The organism is Pseudomonas sp. St29 (genome assembly GCF_001547915.1).
GTDB lineage: Bacteria > Pseudomonadota > Gammaproteobacteria > Pseudomonadales > Pseudomonadaceae > Aquipseudomonas.
This window is the reverse complement of sequence record NZ_AP014628.1, coordinates 2,632,800-2,650,623: the sequence shown is the minus strand read 5'-3', so window position 1 is coordinate 2,650,623 and position 17,824 is coordinate 2,632,800. Positions and strand designations below refer to the sequence as shown.

Genomic DNA, 17,824 nt, shown 5'->3' with positions numbered 1-17,824 from the left:
CCTCACCCGCCATAAAGCTTTATACCTGCAGCACAGACCAACATCCCAACTAATAACCAGATTACACACCACTGTAATACTGCTAGCTTTCTCTTGAGTCGCGCAGGGATTTTGTTCAAATCATCAATGCAAACCGCGCCATGCTTAAGATAGATCTTTGGAAAAGTAACGACCCCTGATATCCGTCCTACTAATAATAGTTTGCCAAAGGGCCCACCATGCATCAGTGGAGCGCGGTTCATAATTGCTGATGAATTCTTCAACAACTCCAACAGTTCATCCATTCGGGTATATGCCAGATGCAGACACACACCGATCCAAACAAACACCCCCAGAACAACCAATCCAGATGCGACACCTAGAACGACTTCAATAGAAGTAATCGAACTCATCTGCTTCCCTTATAAAGTAGCTCACCGGAAAACTCGCCTATAGTTTCACCGACAGCTCCAGCCGCAAAAGAACCACTGCCGACAACTACAAGTCCACATATAAAGGTCGCCATACCTCCTGTGGGCACGCCCAAAGCTACACATATAGTTCCGGCTGCAGCACCGGATAAAAAGGTAGCGGCTGCGGCGCCACCTGCCACGCTTCCGAGAAAGCCTCCACCTTCCGTCAATCTCACCCGCTCACAAGCCTCAACATCGCCAGCCGTACACACCTCCTGAACCTTCATGTATGAAGCACCTCCCCCAAGCCCAATCCCCAACCATCCTCCGTACTTCACGTACTTCGCAGCCCTCGCCACACCCTGCATATTCGTCGCATACCCCGGTATCTGCCCCGGCGCACCTGCCAGCTTCCAGTGATGCACCAGGCTGCGACTGGAAATCCCCAGCGCCGTTTTTAACTTGGGATGCTCGGGAAAGCCGATCCCCTTGCGGGTAAAGGCAGTCAGCCGAGTATCCAACTGCGACAGCAACCTTTTGCGTTCGGCAAAAAACTCGGCAGAACGCAAATGCCCATGCCGCTCAAAGGTACGTTTATGTAGGCTCTCGATATCCCGCAGCGAGGCTTTCACGTCCTCCAGGTTCTTGGCGAAGATCGCGGCGCCGACGCCCAGTGCGGTCGATCCCTGGGAGGCAAAGGACTCCAGCAGATCACGATGGCGCGCCAGGAAACTGGCCTCTTCATCGCTCATGGGCTCCAGTGCCGCGTTGACCTTCTCCGCCGCCTCCATCAGCCACGCCTCCTCACGGGTGCATTGGACGTTGGCCGGATCACTGAGAACGATCAACTGCCCCGGCTTGGCGTAATTGCCAAGCTGCGGATTGAGACGGTGAAACTTCTCCAGCACCGCGCTATCGGGCGTGGCGAAGAGTATGGACTCCAGTGCCGAGCGGGACATGGGCTGCTCGACGATATGAAACCCCGGCTCGACGCCCTCCTGCAGGGCCGCCGTGGAGGCAGCCAACGGGCTGACCAGCGCATTGGCCGCCTGGGCTTTTTCCGTCAGCGCCGGATCGGCCAGCAGCGTGGCCATGCGCGACTCATCCACCGAACCATCGGCGCGGATGGCGCCCAGCGTGGCGAAGTTGACGATGGCGGCGCCCTCGGCAGGCGCGAAAAGCGAGCCGCCGAAGGTATCGCCAGAGCCGCTGACGATGCTGCCGCCATGGCTGGTGAGGCTGCCCACATGAGCCAGGGGCCGGCCATTGACCAGCACAGACGGAAATCCTGTGGTAATCACCGCGCCACAGCCACAGACATCACCGACCCGGGCCGCGCCCATGCCGTTGATGATGACGTTGCTGGAAGCGGCAACGATGGGAGTAGTGCCGTGCCCCGGCAGCGGGCAGACATGGCTGTCGCCCAGGCGAGAAGAAGCGATCATTTGGCATCCTGCGCTATGAGTGAAAAAACCTCCCGTCCGGGAGACAGGGGACGCTAACGCAGGAGTTCGGAGCAGGCCCTAAGGTGATTCTTAAAAGTCAGCGAGCGCAGCCGAGGCCAACGGCAGAGGCTGGACAGCGGGCACAGAGCCGATCGCTGGAACGCGCCCAGTCCAAGCAAAAAGGCGACGCAATGCGTCGCCTTTTTCGTTTCTTCAGCACTCAACCAGGATTACACAGGATCAGCCTGCCCCAAGGCTCTATCACCCAAGGTACACAGCAGATCGAAGCCATCACCGAGCAACAGGCCGATGGCAAAGCGGATCTGTGAGAGGTCCTGCGGACCAGCAGCGCAGTCAAGGATTTCCAGCAGGTTGCGGGCTGCGCCGATGCGTTGTTGAGCGCAGGTATATAGATCGGCCAACGAGGCATTGGCGTCCAGGTAGAGGACGGGATGGTCGGTGTCGTTACGGGTGAGCGGGATGGGGTTGCAGGTATGTGTGCGGGTCATTGGTGAAGCTCCATGAGAGACAAGTCTTAACCGCCGTCAAACAGCCAAATGGAATCGGCTAAGAGACGAGGTTTATGCCCATAGTTTTTTGGCCCGCGATGACCAGTCACTTGATTGCAGTGACGCGTTGAACTGTAGACGCAGTATTCGCTCGATGACCGTTTCTGGGTAACCAATCGTTCGGTTTATCGTTTCAAAAGCATACGGTGATCGGCTTTTTTGAATAGCTGCTTTCGATCCGAACAGTTATTAGACGTGTCTGTAAAAAACAGGTCGACTCAGTTGATAGCCACAAGCCATACGAATAGTCTTCACCGACCACACCACTTGCTCAGAGGATTTGAAATGCACAGCAGCCGCATTGCCTTGGCTCTGATGACCTGTCTCGCAATACCCAGCTTCGCCTCTGCCGCAACTGCAAAAAAGGACGCAACGAAGACGACTGAACTGCCTGATTGTTCCGCCGTAACGTTCGATGGGACCAATCTCACAGAAGAAGAGAACAACTACTTTTTCTCTAATCAGAAGGACATTTCGACAGCAGAGATTCTGCGCTTCGCGCTTGGTAGAGATGCAATTTTGGCCGACTTCTACGCACGTCGGAAAGGCACTGACTTCAATGCTGACGTTCTGGAAATCAAGGGTCTAGCTAAGCAGAAAGGGCTTGCACTGCAGATAACCCATGACCTTACCGTGGCTGAGAATGCCTACATTGAGCAGAACAAGAACCATAGTTGGACCAAAGACACTGCCGATACTCTCTTCTGCCGTATAGACGCCATTGGCGACACTGCGACAAACAGCTACAACATCTATGCCACAAGCTACCTCAAAGGGCTTAAAGCAAAACTAGAAGACATGCATGGTCAAGTAGGCTACTTCGATGTGACGGTCAATGACTGCACCATCAGCAAATCCATCGACACAGGCAACCGCTACTCCGCCGTGAAGCCAGATCCTAATGCGCGATTCCTCACCGTGAACGCGACCTTCAAGAACACTGACAACGAAAGTCGGCTACCACTCGAAGGCAGCTTGTTCATAAGAAAGGATGACAAAGTTTTCAAATTCGATACGACTGAAACCATCATGAGCGATGGCTACGGAATCCGTTTGCGATCGCTGAACCCTCTTATCAAGCTCAATACGAAGATCGTTTACAAGGTGCCTAACGAGTTATCTGGCGAGGTTTATTGGAAGCCTGGTAGGAATGCCGAGGATAAGAAACTCTGGTGTACCTACCTCCCGTCAGCCTAATTCGTGTCATAGCCAACCATCTATTGGTTGCGAAATTATTTTTACAGTTTGGCAAACTGCTACTGAGCGTGAAGTGCTGCTACAGGTCGAAGACAGGCCACTAACTAATGATGACTTCTGGTCGATTGCCGCAAGTTACAAATGACAGTAAACAGTCAAAAGCAACCACCGCCAAACCAATAAAATCAGCCCCTCCTCACCAACAAAAAGCGGCTATCAAAAGCCGCTTCAGATCAGTCCCCCCGCGTCTCCCCACTCAAAAGTTCGCCGGCGTATTCGCACTAATAATCTCCGCCTCATCCTGCCCAATATTCCTAAAGCTATGAGGCAAGGTGGTCGGAAAGTAATACCCATCCCCCGGATTCAACACACTCACCTGCCCATCCACCGTCAACTCCACAGTGCCACGAACAACCAGCCCGCACTCTTCGCCTTCGCTGTGCACGATGGCTTCTTCGCCAGAGCTGGCGCCGGGGGCGTATTGCTCGCGCAGAAAGCGCATCTGCCGGTTGGCCACCGGGGCGCCGATCATCAGCAGGCGCAGGCCGTCGCGACCGAGGTCGGGCTGTTCGTTGGCGCGGAACACGTATTGGTGCTCGCGGGGCGGTTGGTCGAAAGTGAAGAAGTCGGCCAGGGACATGGGGATGCCTTCCAGCAGCTTTTTCAGGGAGCTGACGGAGGGGCTGACGCGGTTCTGTTCGATCAGGGAGATGGTGGCATTGGTGACGCCACTGCGACGTGCCAGCTCGCGCTGGGAGAGTTTGTAGCTTTCGCGAACGAGTTTGAGTCGGGTGCCCGTGTCCATAACAGCCTTATGCGAGAAGTACTTAAGGGTATTTTTGCGGCGGTTGGGTCGCGAATGTCGCGATTTGGCTGCCCTGGAGCCTGAAAAGGCGGCTATTTAAACATGTTTGACAGGCAAGCTGTAAAGACTGGCGATGAGGGGTGCTGCGGGGGAAATGTGGGCGCTGTCGGGGGCGTCGGGAGGTCCTGCGGACCTCGTCGCAGCTTGCGGCAGCGGCTACAGAGTGGGGCTGTAGCCGCTACGTGCATTTAGATGCCGAAGCGGTCGCGCAAGGCGTAGTACGCGGCGCCCATGGCGGTCAGCGGGGCCTGGAAGGTGCGCCCGCCAATCATCGGCATGTGTGGCAGGGAGGCGAAGGCGTTGAAGCGCTCGGCGTCGCCGCGGATCATTTCGGCAATCAGCTTGCCGGCCAGGTGCGAACAGGTGACGCCGTGGCCGCTGTAGCCCTGCATGTAGTAGGCGTTCTTTTCGATTCGGCCGAATTGCGGCATGCGCGACATGGTCAGCAGGAAGTTGCCGGTCCAGCGGTAGTCGATCTTCACGTCCTTGAGCTGGGGGAAGGTCTTGAGGATCTTCGGCCGGATCAACTGGTCGATGTCGTCCGGTTCGCGGGCGCCGTAGACCACGCCACCGCCGTACAGCAGGCGGTTGTCGCCGGTGAGGCGGAAGTAGTCCAAGAGGTAGTTGCAGTCTTCCACGCAGTAGTTGTTGGCGATCAGGCTGCGGGCCAGTTGCTCCGGCAGTGGCTCGGTGACCACGATCTGCGAGCCGCAGGGCATGCTCTTGCGGGTCACTCGTGGATCGAGGTCTTGCTGCAGGTAGGCGTTGCCGGCGATCAGCAGGTACTTGGCGCGCACCACGCCCTTGGCTGTGCGGACCACGTTGGGTTCGCCGTAGGTGATTTCCACCGCCGCCGACTGTTCGAAGATCTTGCCGCCCAGGCCGATGATGGCGCTGGCCTCGCCCAGGGCCAGGTTCAGCGGGTGGATGTGGCCGCCCTGCATGTCCAGCAGGCCGCCGATGTAGTTCCTGGTGCCGACTTCGCGGTCGATCTGCGCCTTGTCGAGCAGCTTCAGGTTGTGGTTGCCCAGGCGTTCCCAGTTGCGTTTCTGTTCCGCCAGGCCCTTGAGCTGCTTGTTGTTCAGGGCGGCGAAGATGCCGCCGGGGCGGTAGTCGCACTGGATGTCGTAATGCTGGATGCGCTGGCGAATGATGTCGGCGCCTTCGAAGATCATGCTGCCGAGCACTTCGGCGCTTTTTTCGCCGTAGCGTTCTTCGATCACGTCCACGTCGCGGCTGTAGGAGTTGACCAGTTGCCCGCCGTTGCGCCCGCTGGCGCCGAAGCCGACCTTGGCCGCTTCGAGCACGGTGACGCTGTAGCCCGCTTCCGCCAGGAACAAGGCCGAGGACAGGCCGGTGTAACCGGCGCCGATCACGCAGACGTCGCACTCCACCAACTCTTCCAGTTGCGGGTAGTCGGTGGTCTGGTTGCGGGTCGCCGCGTAGTAGCTGTTCACGTAGGTTTGCATGAGAAATTCCCCAGCGGGTACGGGCCCAGGCCCGCCGCCGCTGTTGTTATAAGAGTTAGAGCTTGATCCAGGTCGCTTTGAGCTCGGTGTATTTGTCGAAGGCGTGCAACGACTTGTCGCGGCCGTTGCCGGACTGCTTGAAGCCGCCGAACGGCGCGGTCATGTCGCCGCCGTCGTACTGGTTGACCCACACGCTGCCGGCCCGCAGGCCACGGGCGAAGCGGTGGGCGCGGCTGAGGTCGGCGGTCCAGACCCCGGCCGCCAGGCCGAAGATGCTGTCGTTGGCGATCTGCAACGCTTCTTCTTCGGTATCGAAGCTGATCACCGACAGCACCGGGCCGAAGATCTCCTCCCGGGCGATGGTCATGGCGTTGGTCACGCCGTCGAAGATCGTCGGCTCGACATACAGGCCGCCGCTGCTTTCCAGGGCGCGGACGCCGCCGGCCAGCAGTTGCCCGCCCTGCTCCTTGCCGATGTCGATGTAGCGCAGCACGTTGTCCAGCTGGCGCTGGTCCACCACCGCGCCAACCCGGGTTTGCGGGTCGAGGGCATGGCCCGGTTTCCAGCCCTTGAGGGCCTCCACCAGCAGCGGGATGAACTGCTCGCGGATCGAGCGCTGCACCAGCAGGCGCGAGCCGGCGGTGCAGACTTCGCCCTGGTTGAAGGCGATGGCCGCGGCCGCCGCTTCAGCCGCGGCGCGCAAGTCCGGGGCGTCGGCGAACACCACGTTGGGGCTCTTGCCACCGGCCTCCAGCCACACCCGCTTCATGTTGCTTTCGCCGGAATACACCAGCAGTTGCTTGCCCACGGCGGTGGAGCCGGTGAAGGCCAGCACATCCACGTCCATGTGCAGGGCCAGGGCCTTGCCGACGGTATGACCGTAACCCGGCAGGACGTTGAACACCCCCTTGGGGATGCCGGCGTCCAGGGCCAGCTGGGCGATGCGGATCGCGGTCAGCGGCGACTTTTCCGACGGTTTGAGGATGAACGAGTTGCCCATCGCCAGGGCCGGGGCGAACTTCCAGCTGGCCATGATCAGTGGGAAGTTCCACGGCACGATGGCCGCCACCACGCCTGCCGGCTCCCGGGTCACCAGGCCCAGCTGGTCGTGGGGCGTGGCCGCCACTTCGTCGTAGAGCTTGTCGATGGCTTCGGCGTTCCAGCGGATGGCGTTGGCCGTGGCCGGAATGTCGATGGTCATGGAGTCGCCAATCGGCTTGCCCATGTCCAGGGTTTCCAGGAGCGCCAGTTCTTCCTGGTGCGCCAGGATCAGCTCGGCGAAGCGAATCAGGATGCGCTTGCGCTCGGCCGGGGCCTTGCCCGACCAGACGCCACTGTTGAACGCCTGGCGCGCCACCGCCACCGCACGATCGGCATCGGCCTGATCGGTGCTGGCGACGTTGGCCAAGAAGCGCCCGTCCACCGGGCTCAGGCATTCAAAGGTCGCGCCACTGGCGGCGGCGCAGTACTGGCCGTCGATAAAGGCACGACCTTCGAGGCTGAGGGACTGGAAGTGCTGCTCCCAGTCGCTGCGGGATTTAGTCATGGCAAATACTCAAGGCAGGACGTGACACGGCCATCAGACCGTGTGCAGGTACCAGTTGTATTCCAGGTCGGAGATGGAGTTTTCGAACTCCGCCAACTCGCTTTCCTTACAGGCGACAAAGACGTCGATGTACATCGGGTCGATGTACTTGGCCATCACTTCGCTGTCGTCCAGTACGCGCAGGGCGTCCCGCAGGTTGGTCGGCAGGCTCGGCTCGCTCTGTTCGTAGGCGTTGCCTTCCATCGCCGGGCCGGGCTCGATCTTGTTGGTCAGGCCGTGGTGGATGCCCGACAGCACCGAGGCCATCAGCAGGTAGGGGTTGGCGTCGGCACCGGCGACCCGGTGTTCGATGCGCACCGAGTCCGCCGAACCGGTCGGCACGCGCACAGCCACGGTGCGGTTGTCGACGCCCCAGGTCGGCGAGTTGGGCACGTAGAACTGCGCGCCGAAACGCCGGTAGGAGTTGACGTTGGGGCACAGGAAGGCCATCTGCTCGGGCAGGGTTTGCAGCACGCCGCCGATGGCGTGACGCAGGGCTTCGTTGGTTTCCGGGTCTTCGCTGGCGAAGATGTTGTTGCCCTGCTTGTCGAGGATCGAAATGTGCACATGCAGGCCGTTGCCCGCCTGGCCCGGGTAGGGCTTGGCCATGAAGGTGGTGTCCATTTCATGGTCGTAGGCGATGTTCTTCACCAGACGCTTGAGCAGCACCGCGTAGTCGCAGGCTTTGATCGGGTCGCTGACGTGGTGCAGGTTGACCTCGAACTGCGCCGGGGCGCTTTCCTTGACGATGGCGTCGGCCGGGATGCCCTGCTCTTTCGCGCCTTCGAGGATGTCCTGCAGGCAGTCGACGTATTCGTCCAGATCGTCGATCAGGTAGACCTGGGTCGACTGCGGACGCTTGCCGGAAATCGGCGAGCGCGGCGACTGCGGACGGCCGTTCACGTTGTCCTGGTCGATCAGGTAGAACTCCAGCTCGAAGGCGGCGCAGATGGTCAGGCCCAGCGCGTCGAACTTGCTCACCACCTGGCGCAGCACTTCGCGCGGGTCGGCGAAGAATGGCTGGCCCTCGATCTCGTGCATGGTCATCAGCAGTTGCGCGGTGGGGCGCTTCTGCCAGGGTTCGACGCTCAGGGTGCCGGGGATCGGATAGCAGATGCGGTCGGCGTCGCCGATGTCCAGGCCCAGGCCGGTGCTTTCCACCGTGGAGCCGTTGATATCCAGGGCAAACAGCGAGGCTGGCAGGTTGATGCCCTTCTCGTAGACCTTGTGCAGCGCGGTGCGCTCGATGCGCTTGCCGCGCACCACACCGTTCATGTCTGCAATCAGCAGATCGACGTAGAGAACCTCGGGGTGTTTTTTCAGGAAGGCGTTGGCTTCATTGAGCTGAATGGCACGCGGGGGGACCGACATGATGCACCTATTGTGTTAATTATTATGTTCACTGCTGTGACACGCCAGCAGTCAACCCGAAAGAAAAACCGGAGTCAATAGCCAACAGCGGCGGCTTTTCGTCAATTATTTTGCTCCACTGGAGACAAATAACCGGCGCAATCCGCGCCGCCTGCGGGTTTCGGACGAGTAACGTTTAGAATTTTTTACATGGAAGTTGTTAATTAAAATCAACGAGGATAAGCTCTGGAAAAACTCGTTCCAGCGTGAATTTCGAGGTGATAAAAATGGCATTCAAGCCATTGATCGGCGTTACTGCGTGCGTCAAAGAGATCGGCCTGCACCCCTACCACGTCAGCGGCGACAAGTACTTGCGTGCTGTCAGCGTCGCGGCCGAGGGCCTGCCCCTGATCATTCCTTCCCTGGCGGATCTGATCGATATCGACGATCTGCTGCACAACATGGACGGGCTGCTGTTCACCGGCTCGCCGTCCAATGTCGAACCCTTCCATTACCAGGGCACGCCCAGCGAGCCGGGCACCGCCCATGACCCGCAGCGCGATGCCACCACCCTGCCCCTGCTGCGCACGGCGATTGCCGCCGGCGTGCCGGTGCTCGGCATCTGCCGCGGCTTCCAGGAAATGAACGTGGCCTTCGGCGGCAGCCTGCACCAGAAGGTGCATGAACTGCCGGGCTACATGGACCACCGCGAAGCCGACGACCCGCGCATCGAAGTGCAGTACGCCCCGGCGCACCCGGTGGCGATCCAGCCCGGCGGCGTGTTCGAGGCCATGGGCCTGGCCGGCGAGATCCAGGTCAACTCGATCCATAGCCAGGGCGTCGACCGCCTGGCCCCCGGCCTGCGGGTCGAGGCCGTGGCCCCGGATGGCCTGATCGAGGCGCTGTCGGTGGAACACAGCGCAGCCTTTGCCTTCGGCGTGCAGTGGCACCCGGAATGGCAGGTGCTGTCGAACCCGGCCTACCTGCGGATCTTCCAGGCCTTTGGCGACGCCTGCCGGCAACGGGCCGCGCAACGCCGCTAACCGGCAAACCCCGGCCGCTGCGGCGGCCTTCCAGGCATTCAACGAGATTCACCACGCCCTGCCCCACGGCGAGCGCGCCTGTGCGCGCCCGACGTCCGGCGTGAGCAACACACGGCAAGACCACAACAACAAATAGCGTCAGGCCGCCAGGAAGGCAGCGCCGAATCAGCCCGCACCCCTTGCGGGCTGGCAATCAACCTTTAGGCCCGGCCGAATTGGCCAGGCTGCTGACACCTGTTGGGAGTTTCACATGGCAAACGCCTCCAGCACTTACCGCAAGGCCCTCGAAGGCACCCCGAGCCCGCAGAAGGTCCTGGTCAAGATCGACCGCGTGACCAAGAAGTTCGATGAAACCGTGGCCGTGGACGATGTGTCCCTGGAGATCCACCAGGGCGAGATCTTTGCCCTGCTGGGCGGTTCCGGCTCCGGCAAATCCACCCTGCTGCGCATGCTCGCCGGCTTCGAACGCCCCACCGAAGGCCGCATCCTGCTGGATGGCGTGGACATCACCGACATGCCGCCCTATGAGCGGCCGATCAACATGATGTTCCAGTCCTACGCCCTGTTCCCGCACATGACCGTGGCCCAGAACATCGCCTTCGGCCTCAAGCAGGACCGCCTGCCGCCCGCCGAGATCGAGGCCCGGGTCGAGGAAATGCTCAAGCTGGTGCACATGACCCAGTACGCCCGGCGCAAGCCGCACCAGCTGTCCGGTGGCCAGCGCCAGCGCGTGGCCCTGGCCCGCTCCCTGGCCAAGCGCCCCAAGCTGCTCTTGCTGGACGAACCCATGGGCGCCCTGGACAAGAAGCTGCGCTCGCAGATGCAACTGGAACTGGTGGAAATCATCGAACGCGTGGGCGTGACCTGCGTGATGGTGACCCACGACCAGGAAGAGGCCATGACCATGGCCCAGCGCATCGCCATCATGCACCTGGGCTGGATCGCCCAGACCGGCAGCCCGGTGGACATCTACGAGGCGCCGGTCAGCCGCCTGGTGTGCGAGTTCATCGGCAACGTCAACGCCTTTGACGGCACCGTCACCGAAGACCTGGAAGGCTACGCCATCATCGACTGCCCGGACCTTGAGCAGCAGATCTACGTCGGCCACGGGGTCAGTACCTCGGTACAGGACAAGTCGGTGACCTACGCGATTCGCCCGGAAAAGATGCTGGTCACCACCCTCAAGCCCGACGCCCGCTACAACTGGTCCAAAGGCAAGGTGCACGACATCGCCTACCTGGGCGGCCACTCGGTGTTCTACGTCGAGCTGCCCGGCGGCAAGATCGTCCAGTCGTTCATGGCCAACGCCGAGCGCCGTGGCGCGCGGCCGACCTGGGACGACCAGGTCTACGTCTGGTGGGAAGACGACAGCGGCGTGGTGCTGCGGGCATGAGGACTTCGAGCATGAGCACTGTCAATCAGAAACTGTTCCGCATGCTGCCCAGCGGTCGCAAGCTGGTGATCGGCGTTCCTTTCCTCTGGCTGTTCCTGTTCTTCATGCTGCCGTTCTTTTTGGTGATGAAGATCAGCTTCTCGGAAGCGGCCCTGGCGATCCCGCCCTACTCGGAGATCTACAGCTACGCCGAACAGAAATTCCAGCTGCTGCTGAACCTGGGCAACTACGCCATGCTGGCCGGCGACGAGCTGTACTTCTCGGCCTACCTGGGGTCGCTGAAGGTGGCGCTGCTGAGCACCCTGATGTGCCTGGTGGTGGGTTTCCCCATGGCCTACGCCATCTCCAAGGCCAGCAAGGAAGCGCAGAACGTCTTGCTGCTGCTGATCATGATGCCGACCTGGACCGCGATCCTGATCCGCGTCTATGCCTGGATGGGCATCCTCAGCAACAACGGCCTGCTCAACAGCTTCCTGCTGTGGACCGGGCTGATCAGCCAGCCGCTGGAAATCCTCAACACCAACACCGCCGTCTATATCGGCGTGGTCTACGCCTACCTGCCGTTCATGGTGCTGCCGCTGTACGCCAACCTGGTCAAGCATGACCAGAGCCTGCTGGAAGCCGCGTCGGACCTGGGGTCGAGCAACTTCAACAACTTCTGGAAGATCACCGTGCCCCTGGCCAAGAACGGCATCATCGCAGGCTGCATGCTGGTGTTCATTCCCGTGGTCGGCGAGTTCGTGATTCCGGAACTCCTGGGCGGCCCGGAAACCCTGATGATCGGCCGCGTGCTGTGGCAGGAATTCTTCAACAACCGTGACTGGCCGGTGGCCTCCGCCCTGGCGGTGGTGATGCTGGCGATCCTGATTATTCCGATCCTGCTGTTCAACCGCAGCCAGGCCAAAGAGATGGAGGCACGGGCATGAAACGCTTCGAATTTTCCAAACTGATGCTGGTGCTGGGCCTGCTGTTCATCTACCTGCCGATGCTGATCCTGGTGATCTACTCGTTCAACGCCTCCAAGCTGGTGACGGTGTGGGGCGGCTGGTCAATCAAGTGGTACGTCGGCCTGCTGGACAACCAGCAACTGATGGGCTCGGTGGCCCGCTCCCTGGAGATCGCCTGCTACACCGCCGTGGCGGCGGTGGCCCTGGGCACCCTGGCGGCCTTCGTGCTGACCCGGGTCACCCGCTTCAAGGGCCGCACCCTGTTCGGCGGCCTGGTCACCGCACCGCTGGTGATGCCCGAGGTGATCACCGGCCTGTCGCTGTTGCTGCTGTTCGTGGCCATGGCGCAATTGATCGGCTGGCCCATGGAACGCGGCATCGTCACCATCTGGATCGCCCACACCACATTCTGCGCCGCCTACGTGGCCGTGGTAGTCTCCGCGCGCCTGCGGGAGCTGGACCTGTCCATCGAAGAAGCGGCGATGGACCTGGGAGCGCGACCGTTCAAGGTGTTCTTCCTGATCACCATCCCGATGATCGCGCCGTCGCTGGCGGCCGGCGGCATGATGTCCTTTGCCCTGTCCCTGGATGACCTGGTGCTGGCCAGCTTCGTTTCCGGCCCGGGTTCCACCACCTTGCCGATGGAAGTGTTCTCGGCGGTGCGCCTGGGGGTCAAACCCGAGATCAACGCCGTGGCCAGCCTGATCCTGCTGGCGGTGTCCCTGGTGACCTTCCTGGTCTGGTACTTCGGTCGTCGCGCCGAAGCGGCCCGCAAGCGGGCGATCCAGGAAGCCATGGACTTCACCGCCAACGAATCCTGGCAGCCACCGGCGGCGAAAAAACCTGCGGTACCCGCGCCGGCGACGGCCTAGCCATCGTCTCTTCGCCAGCCAGCTGGCTCCTACAGGGTTTGTATGGTCCCTGTAGGAGCGAGCTTGCTCGCGAAAGCCTCCACCCCGATATCCACCTTGCACACGCAGCAATCTGCACAATAAGAAATGGAGTTGTAGTAATGAAAATGCCTGGCAGGACACTGTTCGCCAAAACCCTGCTCTCAGTGTCCTTGATGGGCGCACTGTTGACCGGCGCTCAAGCCAACGACAAAGTGCTGCGCGTCTACAACTGGTCGGACTACATCGCCCCGGACACCCTGAAAAAGTTCGAGGCCGAAACCGGCATCCATGTCACCTACGACGTCTTCGACAGCAACGAAACCCTGGAAGCGCGCCTGCTCACCGGCAAGTCCGGCTACGACATCGTGGTGCCGTCCAACAGCTTCCTGGCCAAGCAGATCAAGGCCGGGGTCTACCAGGAACTGGACAAGTCCAAGCTGCCCAACTGGAAGAACCTCAACCCGGTGCTGCTCAAGAACGCCTCCGCCAGCGACCCGGGCAACGCCCACGCCTTCCCCTACATGTGGGGCTCGATCGGCATCGGCTACAACCCGGACAAGGTCAAGGCGGCCCTGGGCACTGATGCCCCGATCAACTCCTGGGACCTGCTGTTCAAGCCGGAGAACGCCGAGAAGCTCAAGGCCTGCGGCATCAGCTTCCTCGACTCGCCCACCGAAATGCTCCCCGCCGCCCTGCACTACCTGGGCTACCCGGTGACCAGCAAGGACAAGGCGCAGATCCTCGAAGCCCAGGAACTGTTCATGAAGATCCGGCCTTCGGTGACCTACTTCCATTCCTCCAAGTACATCTCGGACCTGGCCAACGGCAACATCTGCGTGGCCGTGGGTTACTCCGGCGACGTGCTGCAAGCCCGTTCCCGCGCCGAAGAAGCCGGCAACAAGGAAAAGGTCGCCTTCAGCATTCCCAAGGAAGGCGCCGGCAGCTTCTACGACATGATGGCCATCCCCAAGGACGCCACCAACGTCGACAACGCCTACCTGTTCATGAACTTCCTGATGCGCGCGGACATCATCGCCGAGGTCACCAACAGCCTCGGCTACAGCAACGCCAACGCGGCGGCCACGCCGCTGGTGGACGAAGCGATCCGCAATGACCCGGCGTCCTACCCGCCACAAGAGGTATTGGCCACCCTGTACGCGGTGCCGGATCAGCCGATTGCCATCCAGCGCGTGATGAACCGCGGCTGGACCAGGATCAAGCTGGGTAAATGATCCAAGGTGCCCGCCGCGGGCGGGCACGGCTGCCCTTTTTCCGTTCATGTCGCGCCTTACCACCGCGACACTCCTGCGAACGGCTTCACCCGGCTCCCTCGGTTGGGGTGAATCCTTGGCGCCTTCGGGCGCCTTTTTTGCGTTCTCTGTAGCCGCTGCCGCAGGCTGCGAACGGCTTGGGCGGCATATCGACGCAGCAACCGCAGTGATCCTGAAGACAGCAGAGGGTCCTGCGGCCCCTGTCGCAGCCTCGCTGACGCTCGACAGCGGCTACACCCTGTAGCCGCTGCCGCAGGCTGCGAACGGCTTGGGCGGCATATCGACGCAGCAGACGCAGCGATCCTGAAAACAGCTGAGGGTCCTGCGGCCCCTGTCGCAGCCTCGCTAACGCTCGACAGCGGCTACACCCTGTAGCCGCTGCCGCAGGCTGCGAACGGCTTGGGCGGCATATCGACGCAGCAAACGCAGCGATCCTAAGACAGCTGAGGAGCCTGCGGCCCTTGTCGCAGCCTCGCTGACGCTCGACAGCGGCTACACCCTGTAGCCGCTGCCGCAGGCTGCGAACGGCTTGGGCGGCATATCGACTCAGCAGACGCAGCGATCCTGAAGACAGCAGAGGGGCTTGCGGCCCCTGTCGCTGCCACAGGCTGTTCCCCGCTCCTGGAAGTGGTATTTTTTGCCGCTTCTGGCGTGGCTGATCGGCATACAGCCCCAGCCGCCAGTTCTACAGGGAGCCGTATCGATGAAAACCGCTGTTCACCCTTGCCCACTGCCCAGTGACTCCAGCATCGCTGCCCTGGCCCCGGGGGCGAGCTTCATCGACTGTCGCCGCACCCTGGCCGAGGACCCCGAGCGCAGCGCCATGCGCCACCTGCTGTGCCTGATGAGCCAGACCCCGGCCTGGATCGACCGCATGATGGGCCTGCGCAACCGCGTGGTGCAGCTGTTCGGTCTCAAGGACCTGGGGCGCCTGACCCGCATCGACCTGGCGCGCCCCGACGAGGATTACCAGCCCGGCGACCGGGTCGGCATCTTCACCCTGATCTCCCAAAGCCCCGACGAAGTGCTGGTGGTGGACCGCGACAAGCACCTGGACGTGCACCTGTCGCTCAACCTCCAGCCCCTGACCGCCGAGGGCCTGCGCCCGGTGGTGCTGAGCACCGTGGTGCATCCGCACAACCGCCTGGGGCGCCTGTACATGCTGCCGGTGGCGCCGTTCCACCGGATCATCGCGCCCATGACCCTGGCCACGATCAACCGTCGCTGAGCCGCCACCCTTCAAGGATCTTGCCGTGCAGACACCCGAATTCGATGTTGTCGTCGTAGGCCTGGGCGCCATGGGCGCCGCCACCCTCTATCAACTGGCCAAGCGCGGGGTCAAGGTGGCGGGCATCGACCGCTTCGCCCCGCCCCATGATCAGGGCTCCAGCCACGGCGACACGCGCATCACCCGCCAGGCGGTGGGCGAAGGCGCGGCCTACGTGCCCCTGGCGATCCGTTCGCAAGAGATCTGGCGCGAACTGGAAGCCGAACTGGACGTGGCGCTGTTCGAGCAGTGCGGGGTGCTGGTGATGACCGCCAGCACCGACCCAAAGCGCCCGGCGCAGGACCGGGACTTCACCGACAACAGCATCGCGCTGGCCCGGCACTACGGCATCGAGCACCAGGTACTCGATGCCGCCGAGATCCGCCGGCGTTTTCCGCAGTTCGCCCCGTTGGCCGACAGCGCCCGGGGCTACTTCGAACCCGGCGGCGGTTTTGTCCGCCCGGAACGCTGCATCGACGCGCAACTGACCCGGGCCCGGCAACTGGGGGCGACCCTGATCACCGGCCAGACCGTGCAGGAGCTCAAGTCCGACGCCGAGGGCGTGGACGTCATCAGCACCGGTTCGCGAATTCGCGCCCGGCAGGTGATCGTCAGCGCCGGCATGTGGTCGGCGCAGCTGCTCGGCGCGCCCTTCGACGCCCTGCTGCAGGTCTGCCGCCAGCAGCTGTACTGGTTCCGCCTCGATGAGCCACAACACTACCCGGCCCGCTCGCCGAGCTTCATCCTCCACAGCGCCGACGACGTCGATACCTGCTATGGCTTCCCGCCGATTCCCGGCGAAGGCAGCGTGAAAATCGCCACCGAGCAATACAGCGTCAGCAGCCAGCCGGACAGCCTCGACCGCCAGCCCAGCCTCGCCGATGCCCAGCGCCTGTTCCGCGAGCTGGTGGCCCCGCATATCGCCGGGCTCGCCCCGGAGCTGGTGAAGGCCAGCGTCTGCGCCTACACCGTGACCCCGGATTCGGGCTTCATCATCGACCGCCACCCGCGCCTGGCCAACGTCACCGTGGTCAGCGCCTGCTCCGGCCATGGCTTCAAGCACTCGGCGGCGATTGGCGAAGCCTTGGCCCAGTTGCAGGTGGACGGCCGCAGCGAAATCGACCTGCAGAGTTTCTCCCTGCAACGCTTCCACTGACGGCCACGGCCCCGTTATCGGGGCCGCGATGAAAAAAATCCCCGGGCTGACGTTTTTCGCCGTTTATCTGCCGTTTTCAGCCTTGCCGGTTGGTCGAGTCTCTACGATTCTTTAGAAACCCCTCAGGGCGGCACATCGCCGCCCCACGTAGAACCCTCGGAGCGCCCCATGAAGAGCGTCGCAGAACTGCTGAAACTCAAGGCCAAGCACAACCAGCAAGTGCACACCATCGCCCCGCACCAGATGGTCCTGGAAGCGCTGATGCTGATGGCCGAAAAAAACGTCGGTGCCCTACCGGTGATGGAGAACGGTGCAGTGGTCGGGGTCATCAGCGAACGAGACTACGCGCGCAAGCTGGTACTGCACGGGCGCTCATCGGTGGGCACCCCGGTCAGCGCCATCATGAGCTCACCGGTGATCACCGTGGACTCGCACCAGAACGTGGAAACCTGCATGAGCATCATGACCGACCACCACCTGCGCCACCTGCCGGTGGTGGAGAACGGCCAGTTGCTGGGGTTGCTGTCGATCGGCGACCTGGTCAAGGAAGCGATTGCCGAACAGGCCGACCTGATCCGCCAGCTGGAGCAATACATTCGCGGCGAGTAAGCCCGCAAACCTTGCACCGCCCCAAACGGCCCCTTCGCTGGCCAGCCAGCTCCTACAGACACCCGCTCAGCGGCAGCACATTACGTAGGAGCCGGCTTGCCGGCGAACAGACCCGCAAGCCTTGCACCGATCCAACCGGCATCTTCGTTGGCCAGCCAGCGCCTATAGACGCCCGCTCAGCGACAACACATTGCGTAGGAGCCGGCTTGCCGGCGAACAGACCCGCAAGCCTTGCACCGATCCAACCGACGCCTTCGCCGGCCAGCCAGCGCCTACAGACACCCGCTCAGCGGCAGCACATTGCGTAGGAGCCGGCTTGCCGGCGAACAGACCCACAAGCCTTGCACCGATCCAACCGGCATCTTCGCTGGCC

The 17,824-nt window shown here is 61.9% G+C and carries 16 protein-coding genes; 9 read left to right on the top strand and 7 right to left on the bottom strand.

The genetic code is table 11. The annotated features are described in order from the left end of the window. Positions 1 to 2: 2 nt before the first annotated feature. From PST29_RS30965 to PST29_RS11995, 3 genes are all read right to left on the bottom strand, one after another. Positions 3 to 392: a hypothetical protein gene (locus PST29_RS30965; RefSeq protein WP_082729222.1), complete on the bottom strand. Its 390-nt coding sequence runs from the start codon at positions 390 to 392 to the stop codon at positions 3 to 5. Further along, entirely contained in the window at positions 389 to 1,837 is a 1,449-nt protein-coding gene (locus tag PST29_RS12000) for a PAAR domain-containing protein (protein WP_060843184.1), read from the bottom strand. The genes PST29_RS30965 and PST29_RS12000 overlap by 4 nt, the downstream gene beginning before the upstream one ends. 230 nt (positions 1,838 to 2,067) lie before the next feature. Continuing rightward, a complete protein-coding gene (locus PST29_RS11995) occupies positions 2,068 to 2,346 on the bottom strand; it encodes a hypothetical protein (RefSeq protein WP_060843183.1) in 279 nt (92 codons plus the stop codon). A 345-nt stretch (positions 2,347 to 2,691) separates the two neighbouring features. On the opposite strand from PST29_RS11995, the gene PST29_RS11990 reads away from it, so the two are divergent. Further along, on the top strand, positions 2,692 to 3,603 hold the full coding sequence (locus PST29_RS11990; RefSeq protein ID WP_060843182.1) for a DUF4352 domain-containing protein: 912 nt from the start codon (positions 2,692 to 2,694) through the stop codon (positions 3,601 to 3,603). Positions 3,604 to 3,859: 256 nt separating this feature from the next. On the opposite strand, the gene PST29_RS11985 is transcribed toward PST29_RS11990, so the two are convergent. From PST29_RS11985 to PST29_RS11970, 4 genes are all read right to left on the bottom strand, one after another. Further along, positions 3,860 to 4,408 (bottom strand): cupin domain-containing protein, encoded by a 549-nt coding sequence (locus PST29_RS11985; protein ID WP_060838667.1) that lies wholly within the window; start codon positions 4,406 to 4,408, stop codon positions 3,860 to 3,862. 248 nt (positions 4,409 to 4,656) lie between these two features. Further along, on the bottom strand, positions 4,657 to 5,937 hold the full coding sequence (locus PST29_RS11980; protein ID WP_060843181.1) for an NAD(P)/FAD-dependent oxidoreductase: 1,281 nt from the start codon (positions 5,935 to 5,937) through the stop codon (positions 4,657 to 4,659). 55 nt (positions 5,938 to 5,992) lie between these two features. Next, entirely contained in the window at positions 5,993 to 7,483 is a 1,491-nt protein-coding gene (locus PST29_RS11975) for an aldehyde dehydrogenase (RefSeq protein ID WP_060843180.1), read from the bottom strand. 33 nt (positions 7,484 to 7,516) lie between these two features. Next, entirely contained in the window at positions 7,517 to 8,893 is a 1,377-nt protein-coding gene (locus PST29_RS11970; RefSeq protein WP_060838664.1) for a glutamine synthetase family protein, read from the bottom strand. Positions 8,894 to 9,159: 266 nt separating this feature from the next. Here PST29_RS11970 and PST29_RS11965 point away from each other — a divergent pair, with 266 nt between their 5' ends. The 8 genes from PST29_RS11965 (at position 9,160) to PST29_RS11930 (ending at position 17,451) form a co-directional block, all read left to right on the top strand. Continuing rightward, on the top strand, positions 9,160 to 9,915 hold the full coding sequence (locus PST29_RS11965) for a gamma-glutamyl-gamma-aminobutyrate hydrolase family protein (RefSeq protein ID WP_060843179.1): 756 nt from the start codon (positions 9,160 to 9,162) through the stop codon (positions 9,913 to 9,915). 250 nt (positions 9,916 to 10,165) lie between these two features. Continuing rightward, entirely contained in the window at positions 10,166 to 11,308 is a 1,143-nt protein-coding gene (gene potA, locus PST29_RS11960) for a polyamine ABC transporter ATP-binding protein (RefSeq protein ID WP_060838662.1), read from the top strand. Between the two features lie 44 nt (positions 11,309 to 11,352). Further along, positions 11,353 to 12,234, top strand: coding sequence for an ABC transporter permease subunit (locus PST29_RS11955; RefSeq protein WP_164990763.1), 882 nt, complete (start codon positions 11,353 to 11,355; stop codon positions 12,232 to 12,234). Next, positions 12,231 to 13,127, top strand: a complete 897-nt coding sequence (locus PST29_RS11950) for an ABC transporter permease subunit (RefSeq protein ID WP_060838660.1) — start codon at positions 12,231 to 12,233, stop codon at positions 13,125 to 13,127. The genes PST29_RS11955 and PST29_RS11950 overlap by 4 nt, the downstream gene beginning before the upstream one ends. A 146-nt stretch (positions 13,128 to 13,273) precedes the next feature. Beyond that, positions 13,274 to 14,380, top strand: a complete 1,107-nt coding sequence (locus PST29_RS11945) for a polyamine ABC transporter substrate-binding protein (protein ID WP_308811068.1) — start codon at positions 13,274 to 13,276, stop codon at positions 14,378 to 14,380. A gap of 742 nt (positions 14,381 to 15,122) precedes the next feature. Continuing rightward, the gene (locus PST29_RS11940; protein WP_060838658.1) at positions 15,123 to 15,647 is read left to right on the top strand and encodes a DUF2867 domain-containing protein; all 525 of its coding nucleotides are present in this window, start codon (positions 15,123 to 15,125) and stop codon (positions 15,645 to 15,647) included. A 25-nt stretch (positions 15,648 to 15,672) separates the two neighbouring features. Beyond that, the gene (gene solA / locus PST29_RS11935) at positions 15,673 to 16,842 is read left to right on the top strand and encodes an N-methyl-L-tryptophan oxidase (protein WP_060843178.1); all 1,170 of its coding nucleotides are present in this window, start codon (positions 15,673 to 15,675) and stop codon (positions 16,840 to 16,842) included. A gap of 168 nt (positions 16,843 to 17,010) precedes the next feature. Continuing rightward, a complete protein-coding gene (locus tag PST29_RS11930) occupies positions 17,011 to 17,451 on the top strand; it encodes a CBS domain-containing protein (protein WP_060838656.1) in 441 nt (146 codons plus the stop codon). The last annotated feature ends 373 nt before the right edge of the window (positions 17,452 to 17,824 follow it).

Bases quoted from the DNA above. Each gene is read 5' to 3' on its own strand.
- PST29_RS30965 (WP_082729222.1), bottom strand. From the start codon at position 392: ATGAGTTCGATTACTTCTATTGAAGTCGTTCTAGGTGTCGCATCTGGA.
- PST29_RS12000 (WP_060843184.1), bottom strand. From the start codon at position 1,837: ATGATCGCTTCTTCTCGCCTGGGCGACAGCCATGTCTGCCCGCTGCCG.
- PST29_RS11995 (WP_060843183.1), bottom strand. From the start codon at position 2,346: ATGACCCGCACACATACCTGCAACCCCATCCCGCTCACCCGTAACGAC.
- PST29_RS11990 (WP_060843182.1), top strand. From the start codon at position 2,692: ATGCACAGCAGCCGCATTGCCTTGGCTCTGATGACCTGTCTCGCAATA.
- PST29_RS11985 (WP_060838667.1), bottom strand. From the start codon at position 4,408: ATGGACACGGGCACCCGACTCAAACTCGTTCGCGAAAGCTACAAACTC.
- PST29_RS11980 (WP_060843181.1), bottom strand. From the start codon at position 5,937: ATGCAAACCTACGTGAACAGCTACTACGCGGCGACCCGCAACCAGACC.
- PST29_RS11975 (WP_060843180.1), bottom strand. From the start codon at position 7,483: ATGACTAAATCCCGCAGCGACTGGGAGCAGCACTTCCAGTCCCTCAGC.
- PST29_RS11970 (WP_060838664.1), bottom strand. From the start codon at position 8,893: ATGTCGGTCCCCCCGCGTGCCATTCAGCTCAATGAAGCCAACGCCTTC.
- PST29_RS11965 (WP_060843179.1), top strand. From the start codon at position 9,160: ATGGCATTCAAGCCATTGATCGGCGTTACTGCGTGCGTCAAAGAGATC.
- potA (WP_060838662.1), top strand. From the start codon at position 10,166: ATGGCAAACGCCTCCAGCACTTACCGCAAGGCCCTCGAAGGCACCCCG.
- PST29_RS11950 (WP_060838660.1), top strand. From the start codon at position 12,231: ATGAAACGCTTCGAATTTTCCAAACTGATGCTGGTGCTGGGCCTGCTG.
- PST29_RS11945 (WP_308811068.1), top strand. From the start codon at position 13,274: ATGCCTGGCAGGACACTGTTCGCCAAAACCCTGCTCTCAGTGTCCTTG.
- PST29_RS11940 (WP_060838658.1), top strand. From the start codon at position 15,123: ATGAAAACCGCTGTTCACCCTTGCCCACTGCCCAGTGACTCCAGCATC.
- PST29_RS11930 (WP_060838656.1), top strand. From the start codon at position 17,011: ATGAAGAGCGTCGCAGAACTGCTGAAACTCAAGGCCAAGCACAACCAG.